At 70.7% G+C, this 18,370-nt stretch carries 8 protein-coding genes and 3 tRNA genes; 2 read left to right on the top strand and 9 right to left on the bottom strand.

What is annotated here, in order from left to right:
• Positions 1–112: 112 nt before the first annotated feature.
• The 4 genes from pulA to B6G06_RS00300 all read right to left on the bottom strand — a co-directional run bounded on the left by pulA (position 113) and on the right by B6G06_RS00300 (position 10,089).
• On the bottom strand, positions 113–2,962 hold the full coding sequence (gene pulA / locus B6G06_RS00315) for a pullulanase-type alpha-1,6-glucosidase (protein ID WP_081170383.1): 2,850 nt from the start codon (positions 2,960–2,962) through the stop codon (positions 113–115).
• A gap of 83 nt (positions 2,963–3,045) precedes the next feature.
• Complete coding sequence (locus B6G06_RS00310) at positions 3,046–3,351, bottom strand: RloB domain-containing protein (RefSeq protein ID WP_240494135.1); 306 nt, start codon at positions 3,349–3,351, stop codon at positions 3,046–3,048.
• A 102-nt stretch (positions 3,352–3,453) separates the two neighbouring features.
• Entirely contained in the window at positions 3,454–4,749 is a 1,296-nt protein-coding gene (locus B6G06_RS00305) for an AAA family ATPase (RefSeq protein ID WP_081170379.1), read from the bottom strand.
• 168 nt (positions 4,750–4,917) lie between these two features.
• Positions 4,918–10,089 (bottom strand): S8 family serine peptidase, encoded by a 5,172-nt coding sequence (locus tag B6G06_RS00300; protein WP_081170377.1) that lies wholly within the window; start codon positions 10,087–10,089, stop codon positions 4,918–4,920.
• 434 nt (positions 10,090–10,523) lie between these two features.
• On the opposite strand from B6G06_RS00300, the gene B6G06_RS00295 reads away from it, so the two are divergent.
• Entirely contained in the window at positions 10,524–11,756 is a 1,233-nt protein-coding gene (locus tag B6G06_RS00295; RefSeq protein ID WP_081170375.1) for a PLP-dependent transferase, read from the top strand.
• 176 nt (positions 11,757–11,932) lie between these two features.
• Here B6G06_RS00295 and B6G06_RS00290 read toward each other — a convergent pair whose 3' ends face one another.
• The gene (locus B6G06_RS00290; protein WP_081170373.1) at positions 11,933–13,378 is read right to left on the bottom strand and encodes a GuaB1 family IMP dehydrogenase-related protein; all 1,446 of its coding nucleotides are present in this window, start codon (positions 13,376–13,378) and stop codon (positions 11,933–11,935) included.
• Between the two features lie 166 nt (positions 13,379–13,544).
• Between B6G06_RS00290 and B6G06_RS00285 the strand changes: the two genes are divergently transcribed.
• Positions 13,545–15,467, top strand: a complete 1,923-nt coding sequence (locus B6G06_RS00285) for an alpha/beta hydrolase (RefSeq protein WP_081170370.1) — start codon at positions 13,545–13,547, stop codon at positions 15,465–15,467.
• Between the two features lie 115 nt (positions 15,468–15,582).
• On the opposite strand, the gene B6G06_RS00280 is transcribed toward B6G06_RS00285, so the two are convergent.
• The 4 genes from B6G06_RS00280 to B6G06_RS00265 form a co-directional block, all read right to left on the bottom strand.
• Positions 15,583–15,658 (bottom strand) — tRNA-Arg (locus B6G06_RS00280).
• Positions 15,659–16,636: 978 nt separating this feature from the next.
• Positions 16,637–16,723, bottom strand: a tRNA-Ser gene (locus B6G06_RS00275).
• 78 nt (positions 16,724–16,801) lie between these two features.
• A tRNA-Ser gene (locus tag B6G06_RS00270) sits at positions 16,802–16,887 on the bottom strand.
• A 118-nt stretch (positions 16,888–17,005) separates the two neighbouring features.
• Entirely contained in the window at positions 17,006–18,361 is a 1,356-nt protein-coding gene (locus tag B6G06_RS00265) for an AGE family epimerase/isomerase (protein WP_081170368.1), read from the bottom strand.
• Positions 18,362–18,370: the final 9 nt, after the last annotated feature.

Here is an 18,370-nt window from a genome sequence, read left to right as displayed (position 1 = left end):
GCCCGGGCTATTTCCTGTGCTCCCCCGCTCCTCCATGCCTTGCGCGCGCCTCACCGGCGTCCACCGGTGACGCGGTGACGCCCCGGCGGGAGGATAGTGACGTCCCACTCGCTCAGGGCTCGATGAGCACCGCCACCGTGCGCGCGGGGACGCACAGCTCGCCCGTGGTCGGATTGAAGGCCGTGCCCTTGACGACGCCATCCGCACCCGCGGCCTGGATCGGGCTGAGGATGAATCCGCGCCCCATCATGGAGCCCGGGCGCACCACTGATTCCCGGGCTCCCGCGTTGATGACCACGGCGAGGCCGTCGAGGGTCGGGTCGAGATCAGCGGGCCCGGCGCCGTCGTCGATCACCATGACGATGACGCCAGGATCGCCGGTGACCGGGAAGGAGACCCGTTCCCGGATGAGCTCGGCGCTGCCCAGCGCCAGCAACGGGGTGGATCGCCGCAGCCGCAGGAAGTCGAGGCACTGGGCGCGGGTCGCGGCGATGCGCTCGGCGGTGGGCCGCAGCCCGGGGCGAGTGAGCAGCCCGGCCTGCATGAGCCACCGGTCGAAGTTGCGCTCGGCAGGGGGCAGGCCCCGTCCCCAACCGTTGTCCGCGCATAACCAGTCGAGGGCGTTGAAGTGATCCCCGGAGTTGTAGGAATCGCGATCCAGGGACTTCGAGCGCAGCATCTCCGCGCCGGCCGCCCAGAACGCCGGCGACTGCCCGAGCGCGACCACGCCCAGGCACAGCGCCGCCATGCGCGCGCGGGCCTCCATCGGCTCGTCCGGGGCGAGCTTGTAGGCGAGGACGTCGAAGAGGGTCTCGTCGTCATGGGCGTCCACATAATTGATGGACTCCACCGGCTCTGAGGCGAATGCGGCCGGATCCGTGCCGTAGCGCAGCTCATCGCCCCGCGCCCAGTGGCCATGGCCGGAGTGCAGCGCCACGTCGCGCAGGTTGCCCGCCAGGGCGATGCGGATGAGATCGCCGCGCCAGACGAGATCCGCCCGCCGGATATCCGCGGGACGAGTGTCGAAGGGCGAGGGCGCCTGCGCCAGGCCCGTCCCGAGCCCCTGGATCTCCCTCGGGTCGGAATCCGCGACGCTCCCGCCGCGCAGGGCATCGCGCAGGCGGTCGTTGAAGCAGCCGATGCCGGTCCCCGTCAACTGGCCCTGCACGGCCTGGACGAAGAGCCTGTTGTCCCGCACCTCCCCGAAGTTCCAGCCCTCCCCGTAGAGGAAGGGGTCGTGGCCGTTCACCTCAGCCGCCTCCGCACGCAGGGCCTCGCGCACGCCGCGCATCGTGGCCGCGGAGTGGTGCCCCATGAGGTCGAATCGGAAGCCGTCCGCCCGGTAGTCACGCGCCCACCGCACGCACATGTCGATCATGAGGCGCTCCGCCATGGACCGCTCGGTCGCGATGTTGTTCGCGCACGTGGAGTCCTCGATGGCGCCGGCGGCATCGAGGCGGTGGTAATAGCCGGGCACGATTCGGTCCAGCACGGAGCGCGGGTCCTGCCCGCTGGCCGCGGTGTGGTTGTACACCTGGTCGAGCACCACCTGGAGGCCCATGGCGTGCAGGGCGCCGATCATCTCTCGCATCTCGATGATCCGGGCTCCGCCATCCTGGTGCCCGGCGCGCGCGTAGGAGCCCTCGGGGACACCCCAGTGGTAGGGGTCGTAGCCCCAGTTATAGGCGTCGTCGTCGGCAACGGCGGCGATCGCCGCCTGGGGGCGGCGCGAGGCTGGGTGGACGCCGTCGGGGATATCGGGGACGGCCTGGGCGGCTCGGTCCTCCGGGATGGAGGCGATATCGAAGGTCGGCATGAGGTGGAGCGTGTCGATGCCGGCCTCGGAGAGCTCGCGCAGGCTGCGGGTTCCCGCGCTGTCAGCGCTGAAGGCGGCGTAGGTCCCGCGCGACTCGGCCGGGCAGGTGGGGTCCGCGGCGGAGAAGTCACGCACGTGGAGCTCGTAGATGGCCCGGGCGGCGTCTCCTCCGAGCTCGCTTCCCGCGACGGGGGCGGCCTGGTTCGCCCAGGCGGCGGGGGCGAGCGCCGGATCGGAGAGGTCGACGGCGACGCTGCGGCGCGAGTCCGTCGTCAGGGCGGTGGAGTACGGGTCGGTGACGAGGTTCGTCTCGATGCGCCCGGTGGCGGGGACGTAGACCCGGACCTCCCACAGGTACTGATCCCCCGTGCTGATACGAGGGCTCGCGGGCACCTCCCAGCGACCGTCCGACAGGCGCTGGGCGGGGGAGCGCAGGGGCTCGCCATCGATGAGGGGCACGGAACCGGTGGGGTCATCGGCGGCCCAGCTCAGGAGGGCGACCTCGACGGCGGTGGGCGCCCAGAGCGCGAAGGCGGGGCCCTCCCCATCCTGGCGACGGCCGCCGCTGCTCCACGTGGGACCGAGGGGAGCGGAGCCGTCGCGGCTGGCCGCGCCGCTGTAGAGGAGGTCGAGGATCGGCCAGATCTGAACGCCGGTGCAGGCGGTGATCCAGTGGCCGACGGCGTCGGAGTCCACCGTGCGCTGCACGATCACCAGCTGACCGGTGAGCGCCGCCTCCACGGCGTCATCGGGCAATCGGGGCCCGGCGATGGCGTCCTGCGTGCTCAGAGCCAGGTATCCGGCGAGTGGCGGGTGCGTGGCGAGCGCCCCGGGACGGACCTCGTCGATGATCCCGGCGACGACGAGAGGAACGACGAGGGCGCCGTCGCCGAGGCTGAGCAGGCCATCCGCGACCGCGGTGCCGCCGCGCGGGCTGGCGATGAGGTCGAAGGAGACCGGCGGGCGAGCGGTCGAGCCCAACTCGGATGGGAGCACGCCGGTGGGCAGGAGGCTCGCGGGCCAGGCGAGGGTGGTGGTATCGAGCCAGTAGGCACGGGACTCCCCCGCCCCGGGGGCCCCGTGCTTGACCGGCGCCTCGTGGTGGGCACTGGGCGCGGTGTGCCGACGCCCCTTCGCGTCCTTCATGGGCCCACCCTCCCATGACCCGCCCCTGCCGATCCAACCCATTCGCCGAGACCGGTCGAAAATAGGAGCGAGACCGGTTCTCCTCAGAGGAGGCCGAGGCCGCGCATGAGGTGGGGCATGGTCGTTGATGGGCAGGGACCCTGCGTGCCCAGCTCCGGCTCGGGGACGCCCGCGAGCCGGCATCGTTGGGCGGCCTCCGCAACGGCATCCCACGGGAAGTCCTTGGGAAGGAACTTCTCCCCCTCGCGCACATGAGCGATCTGCGCGCAGTGGCGCCGAGCGTCATGTTGGTCCTGGTAGTTGCGGACCTGGCAGTAGTGCGCGGCGAGCCACACCTCGAAGCAGGGCACTGAGACGACGCCGTGGACCGGGCGGCTCTTCTTGCTCAGCTTCCCGCAAGCTCGCAGGAAGTCAGATCGATTCTCGCCGTCATGATCGCTCGGCGCTGCTGGCGGGGCGCGCGCCTCCGAGACGGCCCTCCTCGACCCATCTCAGTCCCCCGTAACTGCGAGGAGGCGGCGCAGGCCTGAGGGATCGACCCTGGGAACACCGCCGAGAGCGCCCACGAGGTAGCGCTTCTGCTTGTTGCTGGCCCGGCGAAGATCCGTGAAATCAGCGAGCGAGTAAATGCTTGAGGAGCCGTCAGCATCCTTCTCGCAGAACCACGTCTCAGCGGCCTCGAGCCTGGGGGTCGGCGTGTTGCCCAGCAGCGACGCGTCATGCGTGGTGGCGATGATCTGGGCGCCGGTCGTATTGAGATCCGGATCCTGGAACATCTCAATGAGCGCGGAGGCGAGATGGGGGTGGAGGCTCGCATCGAGCTCATCGACGACGAGCACACCGCCCTGACGCAGGGTCTGGATGGCCGGACCGGCGGTGGCGAGCCAGGTGAGAGCGCCCTCACTCTGAGCGCCGAGTCCTAGACGGCATTCGGCGCCGTCGGGGCCGCGATGGATGAAGACCAGGGAATGACGGAGCTGGCGAAGCAACTCATCAGGAAGCCCGACGTCCTCACCCTGAAGGCGCTCGGCGAGGGAGCGGATCTCCTCGAGTACTTTCGGGGGGATCTCCTGCTCCTCAAGCTCGATGCGGAGAATGCCCAAGTCCGCCATCTGGGAGAGGGCGGCGCTGATCTCGCCCCACGCCTGGGGATCATCTGCGAGCCGGATCGTGAGCCAGCGGATCCGCGCGAGCCTCCCATCGTCCGAATGGTGGACGAAGGACGTGGTGCGCAGCTCCTTGACCAGGGGGAAGAGCGTCTCGTGGCGGTAGTGGAAGGCCACGCCCAGGAAGAGGTCATCCGCACTCGTCAGGTTCTTGACCTCGCGATTGGCTCCGCGAAGGGATGGACCCGCCAAGATCTCCAAAGGAGCAGTCGCGCTCGGCTGACGCCGGGCGAAGACCTTCTTCCACCGCCTGCCGACCTCCCACAGCTCCTCGCTCGAGATACCCCAGACCTCGGCTGTCACCGTGTAGGCGAAGCGCCCGCCCTCGGCGGTGAACTCGAGCCGGTAGGTGGTGGGCTCCGAGGCGCCCGGCCTGAACCTGTCCGGCTGGTAGAGGATTCCGCGCGCACCGCCGATGGCCCGGTGCAGCGCCTCGAGGGCGTCGAGCAGCGTGGACTTACCAGAGGCGTTGGCGCCGTAGATCACGGCCGCTCGCTGGGTCTCCTGGATCCAGGAGGAGTCGCGCCCGGGCATGAGAGTCTTCAGGGACGGACGGACGAGATCGAGGACGGCCTCGTCCGTGAAGCATCGGAAGTTGGTGACAGAGAATGTCAGCAGCACGCACACATGCTACTACGACAGGTGTCAATGGGGAAAATTTTTTCGGAAATTGCACGATAGCAGCACTTCGTCGGGACTGAGCGCACGGTTGGGGCCGCCGCCCTTGAGAGGACGGCGGCCCCAACCACTCGCGACGCCTGCTCAGTGAGCGCCCAGCGCGCCCGGGTCTCACTCAGCGGCAGTGCTCGACAGCTCCATGCTCCGACGGCGGCGCCAGATAACAGCCCCTCCGGCGAGGAGCGCCACGGCCGCCATTCCCAGTGCGGCCGCCGCGTCGGCACCGGTGCTGGCCATGGCCCCCGCGTTCATCGGGGGGCGCCCGGAGGACCGGCCTCCGGCATCGACAGCCTGGCCCGGCCGGACAGGCACGGCGGGCAGCTCACCGGGCTGGCTGGGCCGGATGGTCGGCCCATCCGCAGTCCCTTGCGCGCCAGTGCTCCCGGAGCCGTCAGTCGCACCATCCGTCCCAGCGGAGCCGCCGCTGCCACCGTCGCCCCCGGGCGAGGGCTGCTCCGGGGAGGAGATCGTGATGGTGACCTGACGGGTCACGATCCGGCCGGCGGCGTCCGTGGCCACGAGGGTCACGGTGTTCTCCCCCGGCACGAGCACGGTGCTCGGCGCCAGCGACAGCGCGGTGTCACCGGCGGCCGTGGCCGAGCCGTCGTCAGTCACGGAGTAGAGCGCGAGGACCTTCGCTGCCACGGCGGACTGATCGGCGAGGCCTCCGGGCTCGACGGTCACCGTGGCCGAGTCCGGCCCGTTGATGACGGCGTCGGCATCAACGACCACAGCCCTGGACAGCGTGGTCGTATTGCCGGCGAGATCCGTGGCCGTCATGGTGATGACGTGGGTCCCGGCCGCCATGTCGGCCGTGGGCACGGCGATATTGAGGGCACCCGCGTCCACCGAGCCGGTCTGCTCGGCGAAGAGCCCGCCCGGCCCCCCAGGGGCCGCACCGCCATCATCGCCGCCCGCCGCCCGGCCCGCCGGTGCGAGGACGTCCTCGACGTCGGTGCGCCGCTTGGCGCGGGATGTGGACACCGAGTCCACCTCCTTGCCGTCCACACTCACCGACAGGCCGGCCATATTGGGGTCGGTAGCGGTGGCGGTCAGCTCGTGCTTGTCGCGGATGACCTCGCCATCCTTGGCGTCGAGGGCGGCGCCGGGGGCCTCCTTGTCCACATGAACGGGGATGCGGGCCTCAAGCGAGTTGCCCAGACTGTCCACCGCCCCGACGTACAGCGTGTCACCGTCCTTGACGGCGAGGGACTCGGAGAAGTCCTGCGCATTCACGTTCGCTCCGGGGTTGGTCCGGCGGAAGAAGTCCGCCGCGACCTCGTTGTTGAGGCGCAGGCTGTAGCCCCACTGGTCGTCGGAGACGGTGCCCGTGAAGGCCACCGAGTCCTGGTTGGTGTAGAGCTCGCCACCGTGGAGGGGCGGCTCGGTGAAGTCGGCTGACGGGGGCATCACATCCACGTACAGGCTGACGACGCCCTCGGTGAGGATCATTCCCGCCGCATCGCGGGCCACCACCCGGTACTGGGTGAGACCCGACGGCGCAGGCACGGGCGCGGTGAAGGAACCGTCCGCCGCCACGGTCGCTGCGATGGGCGCGTTCTCGCCGATCACGCCGTCATCCCCCGCGCGCGAGCCGGGTGTGAGCTCGAGGCTCGCCACGCCCCCGCTGGTGGTGCCGCGCAGGGTGAAGGCGCCGTCGGCGCCGCGATCGGGCGAGCCGGAGGAGACCTCGCAGATCATGTTCCGGTAGCACTCGCCGTTGGTCAGGCTGATGGCGGCGACCTCGGGCGCCTGCGCCCGGCCGGCGACCGGGACGGTGAGTGCGGAGGTGTTGGCCCCATCGTTGAGCGCGATGCCGAGGGAGGTCGTGGAGGGGTCGAGGGTCGTGGCGAGGCTGAAGGTGCCGTCCTCCTTGATCGTCACGCCCTGACCATTGATGGTCAGGGTCATATCCGCCGGCTCGGCGCGGTCGTCGGAGACGGCGCCGGTCAGGCTGATCGCGCCGTCGGCGCCGGCGATCACCTGTCCGGCCTCATCGACGCCCCCGGTGAGGGTGACGGTGGGCGGGGTCGTGTCGCGGATGACGGCGACGGCGAACTCGTCGATGAGGGCCCCGTCGGCGCCGTAGCCGCGCACCATGACCGTGCCGGCGGGGTGGTTGCCGGCCAGGGTGGCGGCGAACTCACCGCCCGTGAGGGGGGCGTCGGCGCCATCGACGGTCACCCGCGTGATGTCGGGGGTGACGAAGCCGGTGATGGGGATGTCGCGGGTCTGGTCGGCGCCGAGGATGACGCTGGCGGAGCCCAGGTGGCCATCGACGGCGACGAACATCCCGGAGGAGGCGTAGATCACATGCTTCTCGGTGACGTTGAAGCCGGCGTCGATCGCGCTGATCGTCGCGTACGGCGTGGTGCCAGCGAGCGTGGCCGTCCAGGAGCCGTCCGCCTGCTCTGCCACGGGCGCGGTCGTGCCGTCGGCCAGGACCACCATGGGCTCGCCCATAATCCCGGAGCCGGAGTCCTCCACGGTGAAGCGCACCGAGGATTCGCTCTTGCCCAGGATCGTGACGGTGGGCGCGGTGGTGTCGATCGTCAGGGGGAGGTCGACGTTCTGCCAGCCGTAGTCCTCGCTGAGGCGCGCGGAGACCCGGTATGTGTACTGCCCGTCGGGCAGCGCCCGGAAGGCGCCCGCCTGAGCGTTCCAAGCGGTGCCGTCGAAGGCCGCTCCCGCGTGGCCGAGGCTGCCGCTGTAGGCGGGATTGGCGAAGATCCGGCCCGTCAAGCGTTGAACGTTCTGCTCATCGCCCAGATCGACGACCCGGTTGCCCGCCGTGTCGAGGACCTCGTAGTGGATGTCCCGCGCGTTGCGCATCATGACGAGCGAGGGCAGGGCGGCGTCCATCTTGCCGTCGCCGTTGGGCGACAGCGCTCGGCGCTGGCCGTCGGCCCCCGCGACGGGGACCGTGTAGGCGTCAACCCTCCCGATGAGACCGGTGGTGTCCGTGGCGCCGCCGGCGATGCCCCAGGTCCGGCCCTCGGGCTGGATGATGGACTCGGCGTTCCAGTCGCCCACGAATCCCATGTAGGGGACAACGAGGTCGGGCGCGCCCGTGGTGGAGACGAGGCGGACCCAGCCCTCGATGAAGTGGGAGGAGGCAGTGTCCGGGGCGAGGGTGAGATCCACGGTGGCTGTGCCGCCCGCGGGCACGGTCACCTCGGTGCTCGACGGCGTCAGGCTCTCGGTGGCGGACACGAACACGGTGGTCAGCGCACCGGCGGCGTTGCTCTCCGTGAGCACCTCCTGGGCGGGCAGTGTGTAGGAGGCATCGGCGCCGGAACGGTTCTTCAGGGTGATGGTGAAGGCCCTGGGCGCGTTCACCTCGCGCAGCGCCACCGACGGAGCGCCGTCGACGGTGGCGCTGACGGGCGAGGCCAGGGCCTTGTCGATCTGCGCCAGCCCGGCGCCCACCTGGCGCGGAGCGGCTGGGGAGCCGTCGGCCGCCGAGGGGACGCGGGCCGTGTTCATGAGCAGGGTCCTGACCAGGTCGATTCTCTCGGCGCCCTGGATCTGCGGGTAGCGCGCGGCCAGGTCGTGGAGCAGGAGCGCCCCCATGGCCGAGACGTTCGGCGCCGCCATCGAGCTGCCCTCCATGGTGGCGTAGCCGGCGGAGCCGACCGTGGAGTAGACGTCGCCGCCAATGCCAGCGATCTCCGGCTCGAAATCGAGGTTCTGGGTGGCGCCCCAGGAGGAGAAGGGCGAGGGGGCCGTGCCTCCCGGGTAGGGGGCCGACGTCGGCGGCCCGTCGAAGCGGATCCTCCGGCCCGGGTCCTCGGCGAGGGCCTGGCGGATCGCCTGCGCCCGGTCGGGTGGGATGATCGCGGAGAACAGGGGGTAGGCTTCGGCGCCGGCCGGGTTGATGGGCCGGCCCTGACCCGCCTGGGGGTTGAAGAGGAGCACGCCCGCGGCCCCGCGGGCCTGCGCGTTGGCGAGCTTGTCCGTGAAGGGGTTCTCCCCGTGCTCGACCAGCACGATCGCTCCGGAGAGGTCGGCCCCGTCCGCGTAGTCCTGGGCGCGCCCGAGCCCCGCATCGACCACCCGCGATGCCGTGCTCGGCGCGGCACCGCCGAGCCGCGCGTAGTCGAAGGGGATGGCGTTCTCGCCCTCGCCAAGAGACCCGCTGGGAATCGTGAACTGGGAGTTGTTCAGGGAGGCGACGGTGAGCGCCGATCCCTGGACGCCGGGGCTGGCCACGGTCCCGTCGTCGAAGCGGCCCAGCGCGTCATCCGGGCCCTGTGCGATGGAGAAGTTGAGGCCATCGTTACCGGCGGCGGCGACGGTCAGGACCCCCGCCCGGCGGGCCTGCTCGATGGCCGCCCTGGCGCCGTCGGAGGAGTCCGGCACGCCATTGGGGCCGCCCAGGGAGAGGTTGATGACATCGGCGCCCATCTTCACCGAGTCCTCGATCGCGGCGATGATGTCCCCGTCGCGGGCCTGGCCCGCCTTGGCCGGGTCATTGGAGAAGACCTTCATGGCCAGCAGCTGGGCGTTGGGGGCGACGCCGTCGATGCGCCCCGAGGCCGCGAAGTCCGGCTCGCTGCCCTGGGAGCCATTGGCGGCGGCGATGCCGGCCACGTGCTGGCCGTGTTGGGAGCCGGTGAGGTCGCGGATCTCGAAGGACTCGTCGGCGTAGTTGTACCCGTTGGGGACTTTGCAGGTGAAGTGCCCTCCGGAGGGGTTGACTTCCTTGATCTTGGCGGCGCCGCAGTCATCGAGGCGCAGGTCGGGGTGGGAGGGGTCGATGCCGTAGTCGATGATGGAGATGACCGTGCCGGTGCCGTCGGCGCCATAGCCGGCCAGGGCCGCGGGGACGCCCTCCTCATTGCGCGCCGAGTACTCGCTCGGGTAGTAGACGCGCTCCTTGCGCACCGATGCCACGGCGGGGTCGAGGGCGAGCGCGGTGACCCTATCCGCGGGCATGGTGGCGGTCATGCCGTTGACGAGGTAGCCGAATCGGTCATCGACCTGCAGGCCGTAGGCACTACTCCAGGCGGCGATGAGCGAGTCCTGCGCGGCGAGATTGACCGACTCCGCTGCCGACGACGGCGAGGAGGGCTGGTCCTTGAGCATGACGACGACCCGGACCCGCTCCGCGGTACCGGCCTGCGCCTGGCCGACGGCCTCACCGACGGCCCGCTGGAGGATCGGGGGAGCCGGGGGCGCTGCGGCGGCCCGAGCCAAGAGCGCCTGGGGGACGACGAGCAGCAGCGAGAGCGCGGCGGCTCCCATGGCGGTGTGCAGGCGCGCGAAGGACGGGAATCGCACAGGCTTCTCCTTCGGGGAGCGAGGGGATTCGGCTATGAGCGGGAGTGGGGAAGCCGGCCCGAGACACGCCTGAGCGACCGTGACCAGGGCAAGAGTACCGCGCTGTGTGAGCACTATGTGAAGGATGAGACAGATCGCACGGCATCGCCGCGGATCAGGTCCGGCCCAGATGCCGGGCGGCACTTGACCGAGCGGCCGGTGGTGGCATTACCGTCCGTCCCATGACGGCCTCGATGAGCATGCCCCGCGCCCAGCGTCTGCGCGCCCACGGCATGCGCCGAATGCGGATGCGCTGACAGCGCCAGCCGTCACTGTCCCCCAATCACGGTCAGAGTCCGAGGTCGTCGCTGCTCGCGGCGCCCGCCGACTCCGCTCCCGTCGGCCTAGGCGGGACGCGTTCATCCCCGCCCCCACCAGCGCACCCAGGATCCACCATGACCAGTACTCCGACCACCGACCGCACCAGGACCCCCGACGCGTCCCATTCCCCCGCCCGCACCTCGCCGGTCCACCGCCATCCCACGTGGGACGTCGACACCGCCTGTCCCCGCGGGACCGGCCCCTCCCTGCGGATCAGCACGCTGCTCGCACAGGCAGGCACCCGCACCGACCCGCTCACCGGCGCGATCACGACGCCGATACACCTGTCCACGGCCTTCGGGCACCCGGGCCTGGGCGAGTCCACCGGTTACGACTACACGCGCACCGCCTCCCCCACCCGCGACGTCGTCCAAGACGCCCTGGCCAGGCTCGACGGCGGAGCGGCCGGATTCGCCCTATCCTCGGGGATGGCGGCGATCGAGTTGGCGATCCGCGCGCTGGTCCCGGCCGGCTCGAGGATCGTGGCGCTGGAGGACCTCTACGGCGGCAGCTACCGGCTCCTGGAGGTACTCGCCTCAGAGGGCGCCTACGAGGTCGACTTCGTCCTGGGAGACGAGGGCCTGCGCGAGGCCCTGGGGCCGGACCGGCCCGCCTCGCTCGTCCTCGTAGAATCGCCGACCAATCCGATGATGGCGCTCATCGACCTGGCCACCGCAGCCCGGCTGGCCCATAGCGCGGGGGCGCTGTTCGCCGTCGACAACACCTTCCTCACCCCGTACCTGTGCCGACCGCTGGAACTCGGCGCCGACATCGTCCTGTACTCGGCAACGAAGTATTTGAGCGGGCACAACGACGTCATGGCCGGAGCGATCGTCGTCGCCGACGAGACGGCGGGCGAGCGCATCCAGTACCGGCTCAACACGACCGGCGCGACGCTGTCCCCCTTCGACTGCTTCCTGCTGCTGCGGGGCCTGAAGACGCTGGGGGTGCGCATGGACCGGCATGAGGCCAACGCGCGCGCCGTCGCCGCGGCCCTCGATCCGAGCCCGCTGGTGGATCGGGTGCTCTACCCGGGACGCAGCGGGATGGTGTCCTTCGAGGTGGCCGAGAGCGTGGATATCGCGGCGATGCTCGCCGCCCTGAGGGTCTTCACCTTCGCCGAGTCCCTCGGGGGCGTGGAGTCCCTCGTGACCAACCCGAGTGCGCAAACCCACGCCGATGTCCCGCCGGAGCGGCGGGCCGCCTACGGGCTGTCCGACCGCCTCCTGCGCCTGAGCGTGGGCATCGAGGACGCCGCGGATCTCACCGCGGACCTCCTCCAGGCCCTCGAGGCCGGGTCCAGGTGAGCGTTCTGAGCATTCACGGCGCCTCGCGCCGGCCGCCTCGCGGCTCTGCTCCGAGAATCGTCCGCGCGCTCGTCCCTCCCATACTCATGCGGGCTGCCCGCCTGTGCATGAGTAACTGAGTTACTCGGTTACTCGGTTACTCGGTTACTCGGAGTATGGCGGCTTGACCCGCATGTTCACCATGAGACGGGGACGGGGGCGCCCTCGCGGTAGCCGGAGGCGGACTGCAGGCCGACGATCGCCCGCTCGCGGAACTCGGCGATGGAGGCGGCACCCGCGTAGGTGAAGGAGGAGCGCACGCCAGAGATGATCTGGTCGATGAGGTCCTCGACGCCGGGGCGGGCCGGGTCGATGTACATGCGTCCGCCGCTGATGCCCTCCTCGAACAGGGCCTTGCGGGCCCGGTCGAAGGCGTTCTCCCCCTCGGTGCGCCCGAGGACCGCGCGTGTGGAGGCCATGCCGAAGGACTCCTTGTAGGCGCGCCCGTCGGCGTCGATCTGGGCGTCGCCCGGAGACTCGTGGGTGCCGGCGAACCAGGAGCCGATCATGACGTTGGAGGCCCCGGCGGCGAGCGCGAGGGCGACGTCGCGGGGGTGGCGCACGCCGCCGTCGGCCCAGACGGAGGCCCCGAGGTCGCGGGCGGCCTGCGAGCACTCCAGGACGGCGGAGAACTGGGGCCGGCCCACGCCGGTCTGCATGCGGGTGGTGCACATGGCGCCCGGGCCGACCCCGACCTTGATGATGGAGGCGCCGGCGGCGGCGAGGTCGCGCACGCCGGCAGCGGTCACGACGTTCCCGGCGGCGATCGGCGCCCCCTCGGGCAGGGCCGCGCGCACGGAGGCGACGGCGTCGAGCATCCGGTCCTGGTGGCCGTGGGCGGTGTCGACGACGATGACATCCACCCCGGCCTCGACGAGCTCGGCGGCGCGCCCGGCGGGATCCCCGTTCATGCCGATGGCGGCGCCGATGCGCAGGCGGCCCGCGACATCGACGGCGGGGCGGTAGATCGTGGAGCGCACGGCCCCGGCGCGGGTGAGGACGCCGACGAGGCGGCCCTCGGCGTCGACCACGGGCGCCATGCGGCGTCGGGCGGCCTTGAGGCGGTTGAAGGCCTCGCGGGCGTCGATGCCCTCGGGAAGGGTGACGAGCTCGGTGGACATGACGGCGCGCACCTGGGTGAAGCGGTCGACGTCGGAGGCGTCGGAGAGATCCACGATGCCCACGGGCCGATCGGTCTCCGGGTCGACGACGACGGCGGCGCCGTGGGAGCGCTTGGGGATGAGGCCCATGGCGTAGCCGCAGGTGTGGTGGGGCTTGACGGTGACGGGGGTGTCGTAGACCAGGTGGGAGGCCTTGACCTGGGCGATCGTGTCCATGACGACGTCGACGGGGATGTCCTGCGGAATGATCGTCAGCCCGCCGCGACGGGCCACGGTCTCGGCCATGCGCTTGCCGGCGACGGCTGTCATATTGGCCACGACGAGCGGGATCGTCGTGCCGGTGCCGTCGTCAGTGGTGAGGTCCACACCCATGCGCGAGCCCACGGAGGACCGCGAGGGCACCATGAAGACGTCGTCGTAGGTCAGGTCGAAGGACGGGTCCAGCCCGTTGAGGAACTTCACCTCCAGAGCTTAACCGAGTCGCGGCGGGGACGACCGTCGTCCTGCGGCGAATCGGCCGATGCATCGCTCCAGCGTCCCTAGGAACCCCAAACATCGAGATGAGAGACCCTTACCCTCATCCTTAAGGAGGATGCACGAAGCATGAGAGGAGATTGAGGCTTCCCCTATGGGATCCCTGGTTCGCGCACGTCACCGCACGCTCCTGGCCATTCTCTCAGCGGCTTCCCTGTCGCTCGGTCTCACCGCCTGCCTCCCCGGCGGCCCGGGGGCCACTGGTCCCGGTGCCCCCGGCCCGGCAGCACCGGCGGCCTCCTCCAGCTCCGCCGCAGTAGCACCCGCATCGAGCGCAGCGGTCGCACCCGCGACGGATCCCGCTACCAGCACCACCGCTGCGGCCAGCCCGACCGCCTCCGCATCGCCGTCGGCCACCGCGGCCACCGCGCCCAGCGCCGCCCCCGGGGCTGCGGACCTGAGCGCATTCCTGTCCCAGTCGGTCGCATGGGAGAACTGCGACCTGGGCGACGCGTCCACGTGCGCGACGATCGCGGTCCCGCTGGACTACTCGCAGCCCGGCGGGCAGACGATCACACTTGCGCTGCGCAAGATGATCGCCGCCGACGGCAAGGGCGAGAAGGGCAGCCTCGTCATCAACCCCGGTGGCCCCGGGGCCTCCGGGCTCGACTACGTCCCCATCATCTCCGACTCCCTGTCGCCGCGGGTTCGCAACGCCTATGACATCGTCGGCTTCGACCCGCGCGGCGTCGGGAAGTCCACGCCGCTGACCTGCTGGACCGCCGCCGACCTCGCCACCGCCTCCGATCAGGCCTCTGAGCAGGTCTCCGAGGGACAGGAGGCCACCCCCGAGAGCGAAGAGACGACTGTCCCGGACGAAGCCGCCCAGGTGGGAGGCGCGGCCGGTGGCGGGGCCGAGTCCCCAGATCTGGACGCGGCCGCCGGTGGAGCGGCCGAGACCTCCACCGACCCGACGACGGCCGCCGAGGCCCAGGCCCAAGGCGCCGCTCTCGCCAAAGCCTGCGCTCAGAACTCCCAGGTCCCCGAGCTCCTCGACCACATGGACTCCCAAACGGTCATCCGGGACATGGACGTCATTCGCTCCGTCCTCGGCGACGAGAAGCTGAGCTTCCTGGGCGCCTCCTACGGCACCTATCTCGGCGCCGCCTACATCCGGGCCTTCCCCCAGCGCACCGGGACGATGATCCTGGACTCCGCCCTCGATCCGTCGCTCACCCGCGCCCAGGTCCACTCCGAGGACATGGCCTCCACGGAGAGGCGGGCACTCGAGTACATCACCGCCTGCCAGTCAGCCCCCGGCTGCCCCCTGACCGGCACCCCGGAGGAGGGGCGGGCGCAACTGCTCGGCTTCATCGAGAGCGCCGACGCCCAGCCCCTCGCACTGGACACGACCACGACGACCCTGCGCTCCGCCGAGCTCCGCTCGATGATCCTCTACATCGCCAAGCACTCCGACATCTACTGGGCGCAGTCTCTCCCCGGCCTGAGCGAGGCGATGAGCTCGCGCAACGCCACGAAGCTCTACAGCACGTACCGCGCCGCCCTGCAGGCCTCCAGCCGCAAGGGCAACCGGACATGGCCGCCCCTGACGGCGGACCAGCGGCTCACCAAGCTGTGGAACACCACGTACGTCTCCTACGCGGTGCACTGCGCCGATTACCCCAACCTCGGCGACGCGACGGGCTGGGACGCCCAGGCCGCCAACGCCAAGAAGGCCGCACCACTGGCCTACAGCGGGCGGAAGGCCTACATGGACGCGATCTGCCACGGCTGGGGCCGCTCCGCCTCCGCCCCACAGCACCAGGCCTTCTCCTCGCCGACCACCGGCCCGGTCCTCGTGATCGGCAACAAGAACGACCCGACGACGCCGTACGCCTGGTCGGAGTCCCTGGGCCGCGAGCTCACCGGCAGCCGCCTCATCAGCGTCGACGAGGCCATCCACGGGGCAGTCGGCAGGAATTCCTGCGCGACGAAGGCGGTCAACGAAACCCTCCTGGACGGCAGCCTCCCGACCGAGGGCACCACCTGCCCCGCCGACACCGCGACTGGGCAGTGAGTCTCGTCAGAACATGATTCGGGTTGTTCATGACCGCGCCTGTCGGCCGGACTCGGCCTCCCGAGCATTGAAAACACCCCGACTCCGACTGTCGATCCAGCCGATGACGGGGTGCTGGTGCGCCAGAAGGGATTCGAACCCCCAACCTGCTGATCCGTAGTCAGCTGCTCTATCCGTTGAGCTACTGGCGCATGTCGTTTTCGACAGGCAGGACTTTACGCCGAGCCCCTGGGCTCGCCAAATCGCCCGACCGTGAGGCGCGGCACAGGGCTGGGCTCACGGTAGGCCCGCCAGAGCCCGATGGCGATGCTCCCCATCCGCGCAGAGCTCTCCGACCGGGTGCGCCTGATCCTCTGGATGGGAGCCGGCGATCAGGGCCGCCTTCAGAGCGCTCCCGCGGTCCAGCATCCGCTCCGCCCTTCCTCTCCATTCCTGCCCGTGGTGCCGGCGCTCCCTTGCTCCCGACGGTCATGAAGCAGGCTATGCGCCCCAAGCGACTCCCCGTCGTTGATCTTCGTCAGCATCACGGCCGGTCAGAAGTATTCCGGGAACGATCAGGGCCCGTGGGCCCGGGTGTCACCCGGGCCCACGGGCCCTTCGTTCGTGAGGCCGCTCAACTCCCCCGGTTCCCATGACAAGGGAGGAGCCGGCCTCCTTCACCGGAGCGCTTGGAGCAGGCTCCCTAAGACCTGCACCAGCCTCGGCCCGAACCGATCAACGGGCTCCCCAACCCTCCCGATCCGTTCCGCCCGGCGGTAACATCCATATAACTCCGCGGACCTGGGAGCACACCCTCGACTTCACTGTGAACCGCCTGGGAAATCCAGCAGGCGCTCGAAGCCCGACGCCGTGGCGCTCAAGGCAGCCGTCCAGGGCAGCGCTCCCCGCGATGCTCCTGACGGCCAGGCGGTGCCTCAACGGCCCATCGGCGCTCAAGACACCTCGATCCTCCATGATCCTCCATCCCAGGCCATTCGGATGGGCCGCCCGGATGAGGCGAGAGGGTGGGCCGGGCCCGTCCTCCCCCGGTTGCCGCCGCGCACTGCGCTTGTGGACGCGCGGCAGGGTTGCCACCGCGCGGCGGGCCTGACGCTCCATCCGGGCGAAAGCCCCTCACCCTCCACCAAGCGCAGAGAAGCCCCGGGAGAGCGATCCCGGGGCTAGTCCGGCGGAGACGGGGGGATTCGAACCCCCGAGGGGCTTCCACCCCAACCTCCTTAGCAGGGAGGCGCACTAGGCCACTATGCGACGTCTCCAGATGCGAAGCGCGCTGCGAGACTACCCCAGGGCGTCCCGGCCCCGCAAAGCGAGGCGCGAGCGCCGGACAGCCGCAGCGGAGGAAGAGGGATTCGAACCCCCGGTGCGCGAGGCGCACAGCGGTTTTCAAGACCGCCACATTCGGCCGCTCTGTCATTCCTCCCTGGCCCGGCGCGACCGCCGGGCAGGATCGACCTTACAGCATCGTGCCCTGCCGGTTGCCAGTCGGACGCCGGTCACTGCGTGGAGGGCGCCGCGCTCACGGCACTCGCCGGCTCGCCTCACCCACGGCCGAAGAGCCCACGACGGCGCGAACCCCTCCCATGCTCTTCGACGGGCGGCGCCGAAGAGGGCCGGTCGAGGCGGCCCTCGGCGATGGCCTGAGCCATCGAGGGCCACACCGGCAGCCGGGGCATGAGCACCGCCTGGAGAGCGTGGTAGATATCCGGATGGCCGTCCCAGGTCCGCGCGGACGGCGCATTGGAGCTGTCGAGCTCGTGCCACCACACACCGGGCGAGGCGATGAGGAACTCCTCGGCGTAGTCCAGCCACGTGCGGTAGCAGTGCTCGTAAAGCTCGACCTCGATCTCGCCGCGGCCGTCGTCGAGCAGGGCTTGGCGGATCGCGGCGGCGGCGGAGATGCCCTCGCAAACGACCCAGTGCATGCGCTCATGGACGATGGGCCGACCGTCGAAGTCCGTGGTGTAGACGAAGCCCGGCCCGCCGTCGATCCTCCAGGCATCCACGCGGGCACGGTCGAAAAGCGACTCGGCGGCGTCGAGCATCCAGTCGGGCGCGGACAGGCGGCGGCCCACGAGCGCGGCGCGGGCCTGGACCGTCAGGCGCGCCCATTCCAGGCCGTGCCCGGGCGTGGCCCCGTAGGGGCGGAAGGGGTGGTCGGGGGCGTCCTCGTTATAGTCCAGGCGCGGGCGCCAAGCGGTGTCGTAGTGCTCGGGGAGGCGCCAGTCATGGTCGCGGGCGTGGACATTGACGGCAGAGTCGATGATCTGGACGGCGCGCTCCAGCCACACCGGATCCCCGGTGACATCGGCGGTGGCCAGGAAGGCCTCGACCGTGTGCATCGCCGCATTGAGCCCGCGGTAATCCTCAGGATCGCTCCAGTCCACGGCGTAGGACTCGATCGGCATCCCGTAGGACTCGTCCCACCAGTGCGCCTCGACGACGCGGCAGGCCTCGGCGAGCAGTTCATGGGCGCCGGGGCGGTTCGCGGCCGTCGCCGCAGCGGCGGCGAGCATGACGAAGGCGTGCTGGTAGCACTCCTTGCGAGCCGCCTCCCGAGTGGGAACGCCATGACCCTCGGCGTCCAACTCATGGCCGACGGCGGAGTACCAGCCCCCGTGGGTGCGGTCGCGCAGCGCGCGGGACAGGGCCCGCACACCATGATCGGCGTAGCGGCGGCAGCCTGGGACCCCCAGGAGTGTTCCCAGGGAGAAGGCGAAGGTCATACGGCCGGCGATCCACAGCTCGACGGGGCGCGAGGCGTCCACGGCGCCGTCGGGCCCGATCCAGCCGAAGCCCGCAGGCACCCGCGCGGCCCGCCCGTGGCGCAGGAGCGCCTGCATCTCCTCGGCGAGCCAACGGTTGTGCTCCGGCGCGCCGAACCATCCCAGTCCCATGAGCCCTCC

It is taken from the genome of Actinomyces gaoshouyii (genome assembly GCF_002076915.1).
In the GTDB taxonomy this organism is placed as follows: Bacteria; Actinomycetota; Actinomycetes; order Actinomycetales; family Actinomycetaceae; genus Actinomyces; species Actinomyces gaoshouyii.
Note: the sequence above shows the minus strand (reverse complement) of the source record. Positions and strands in the feature narration are given on the sequence as shown.

What these genes read in the sequence shown, in the direction of transcription:
- B6G06_RS00295 (WP_081170375.1), top strand. Translation starts at nt 10,524, where the DNA reads ATGACCAGTACTCCGACCACCGACCGCACCAGGACCCCCGACGCGTCC.
- B6G06_RS00285 (WP_081170370.1), top strand. Translation starts at nt 13,545, where the DNA reads ATGGGATCCCTGGTTCGCGCACGTCACCGCACGCTCCTGGCCATTCTC.
- pulA (WP_081170383.1), bottom strand. Translation starts at nt 2,962, where the DNA reads ATGAAGGACGCGAAGGGGCGTCGGCACACCGCGCCCAGTGCCCACCAC.
- B6G06_RS00265 (WP_081170368.1), bottom strand. Translation starts at nt 18,361, where the DNA reads ATGGGACTGGGATGGTTCGGCGCGCCGGAGCACAACCGTTGGCTCGCC.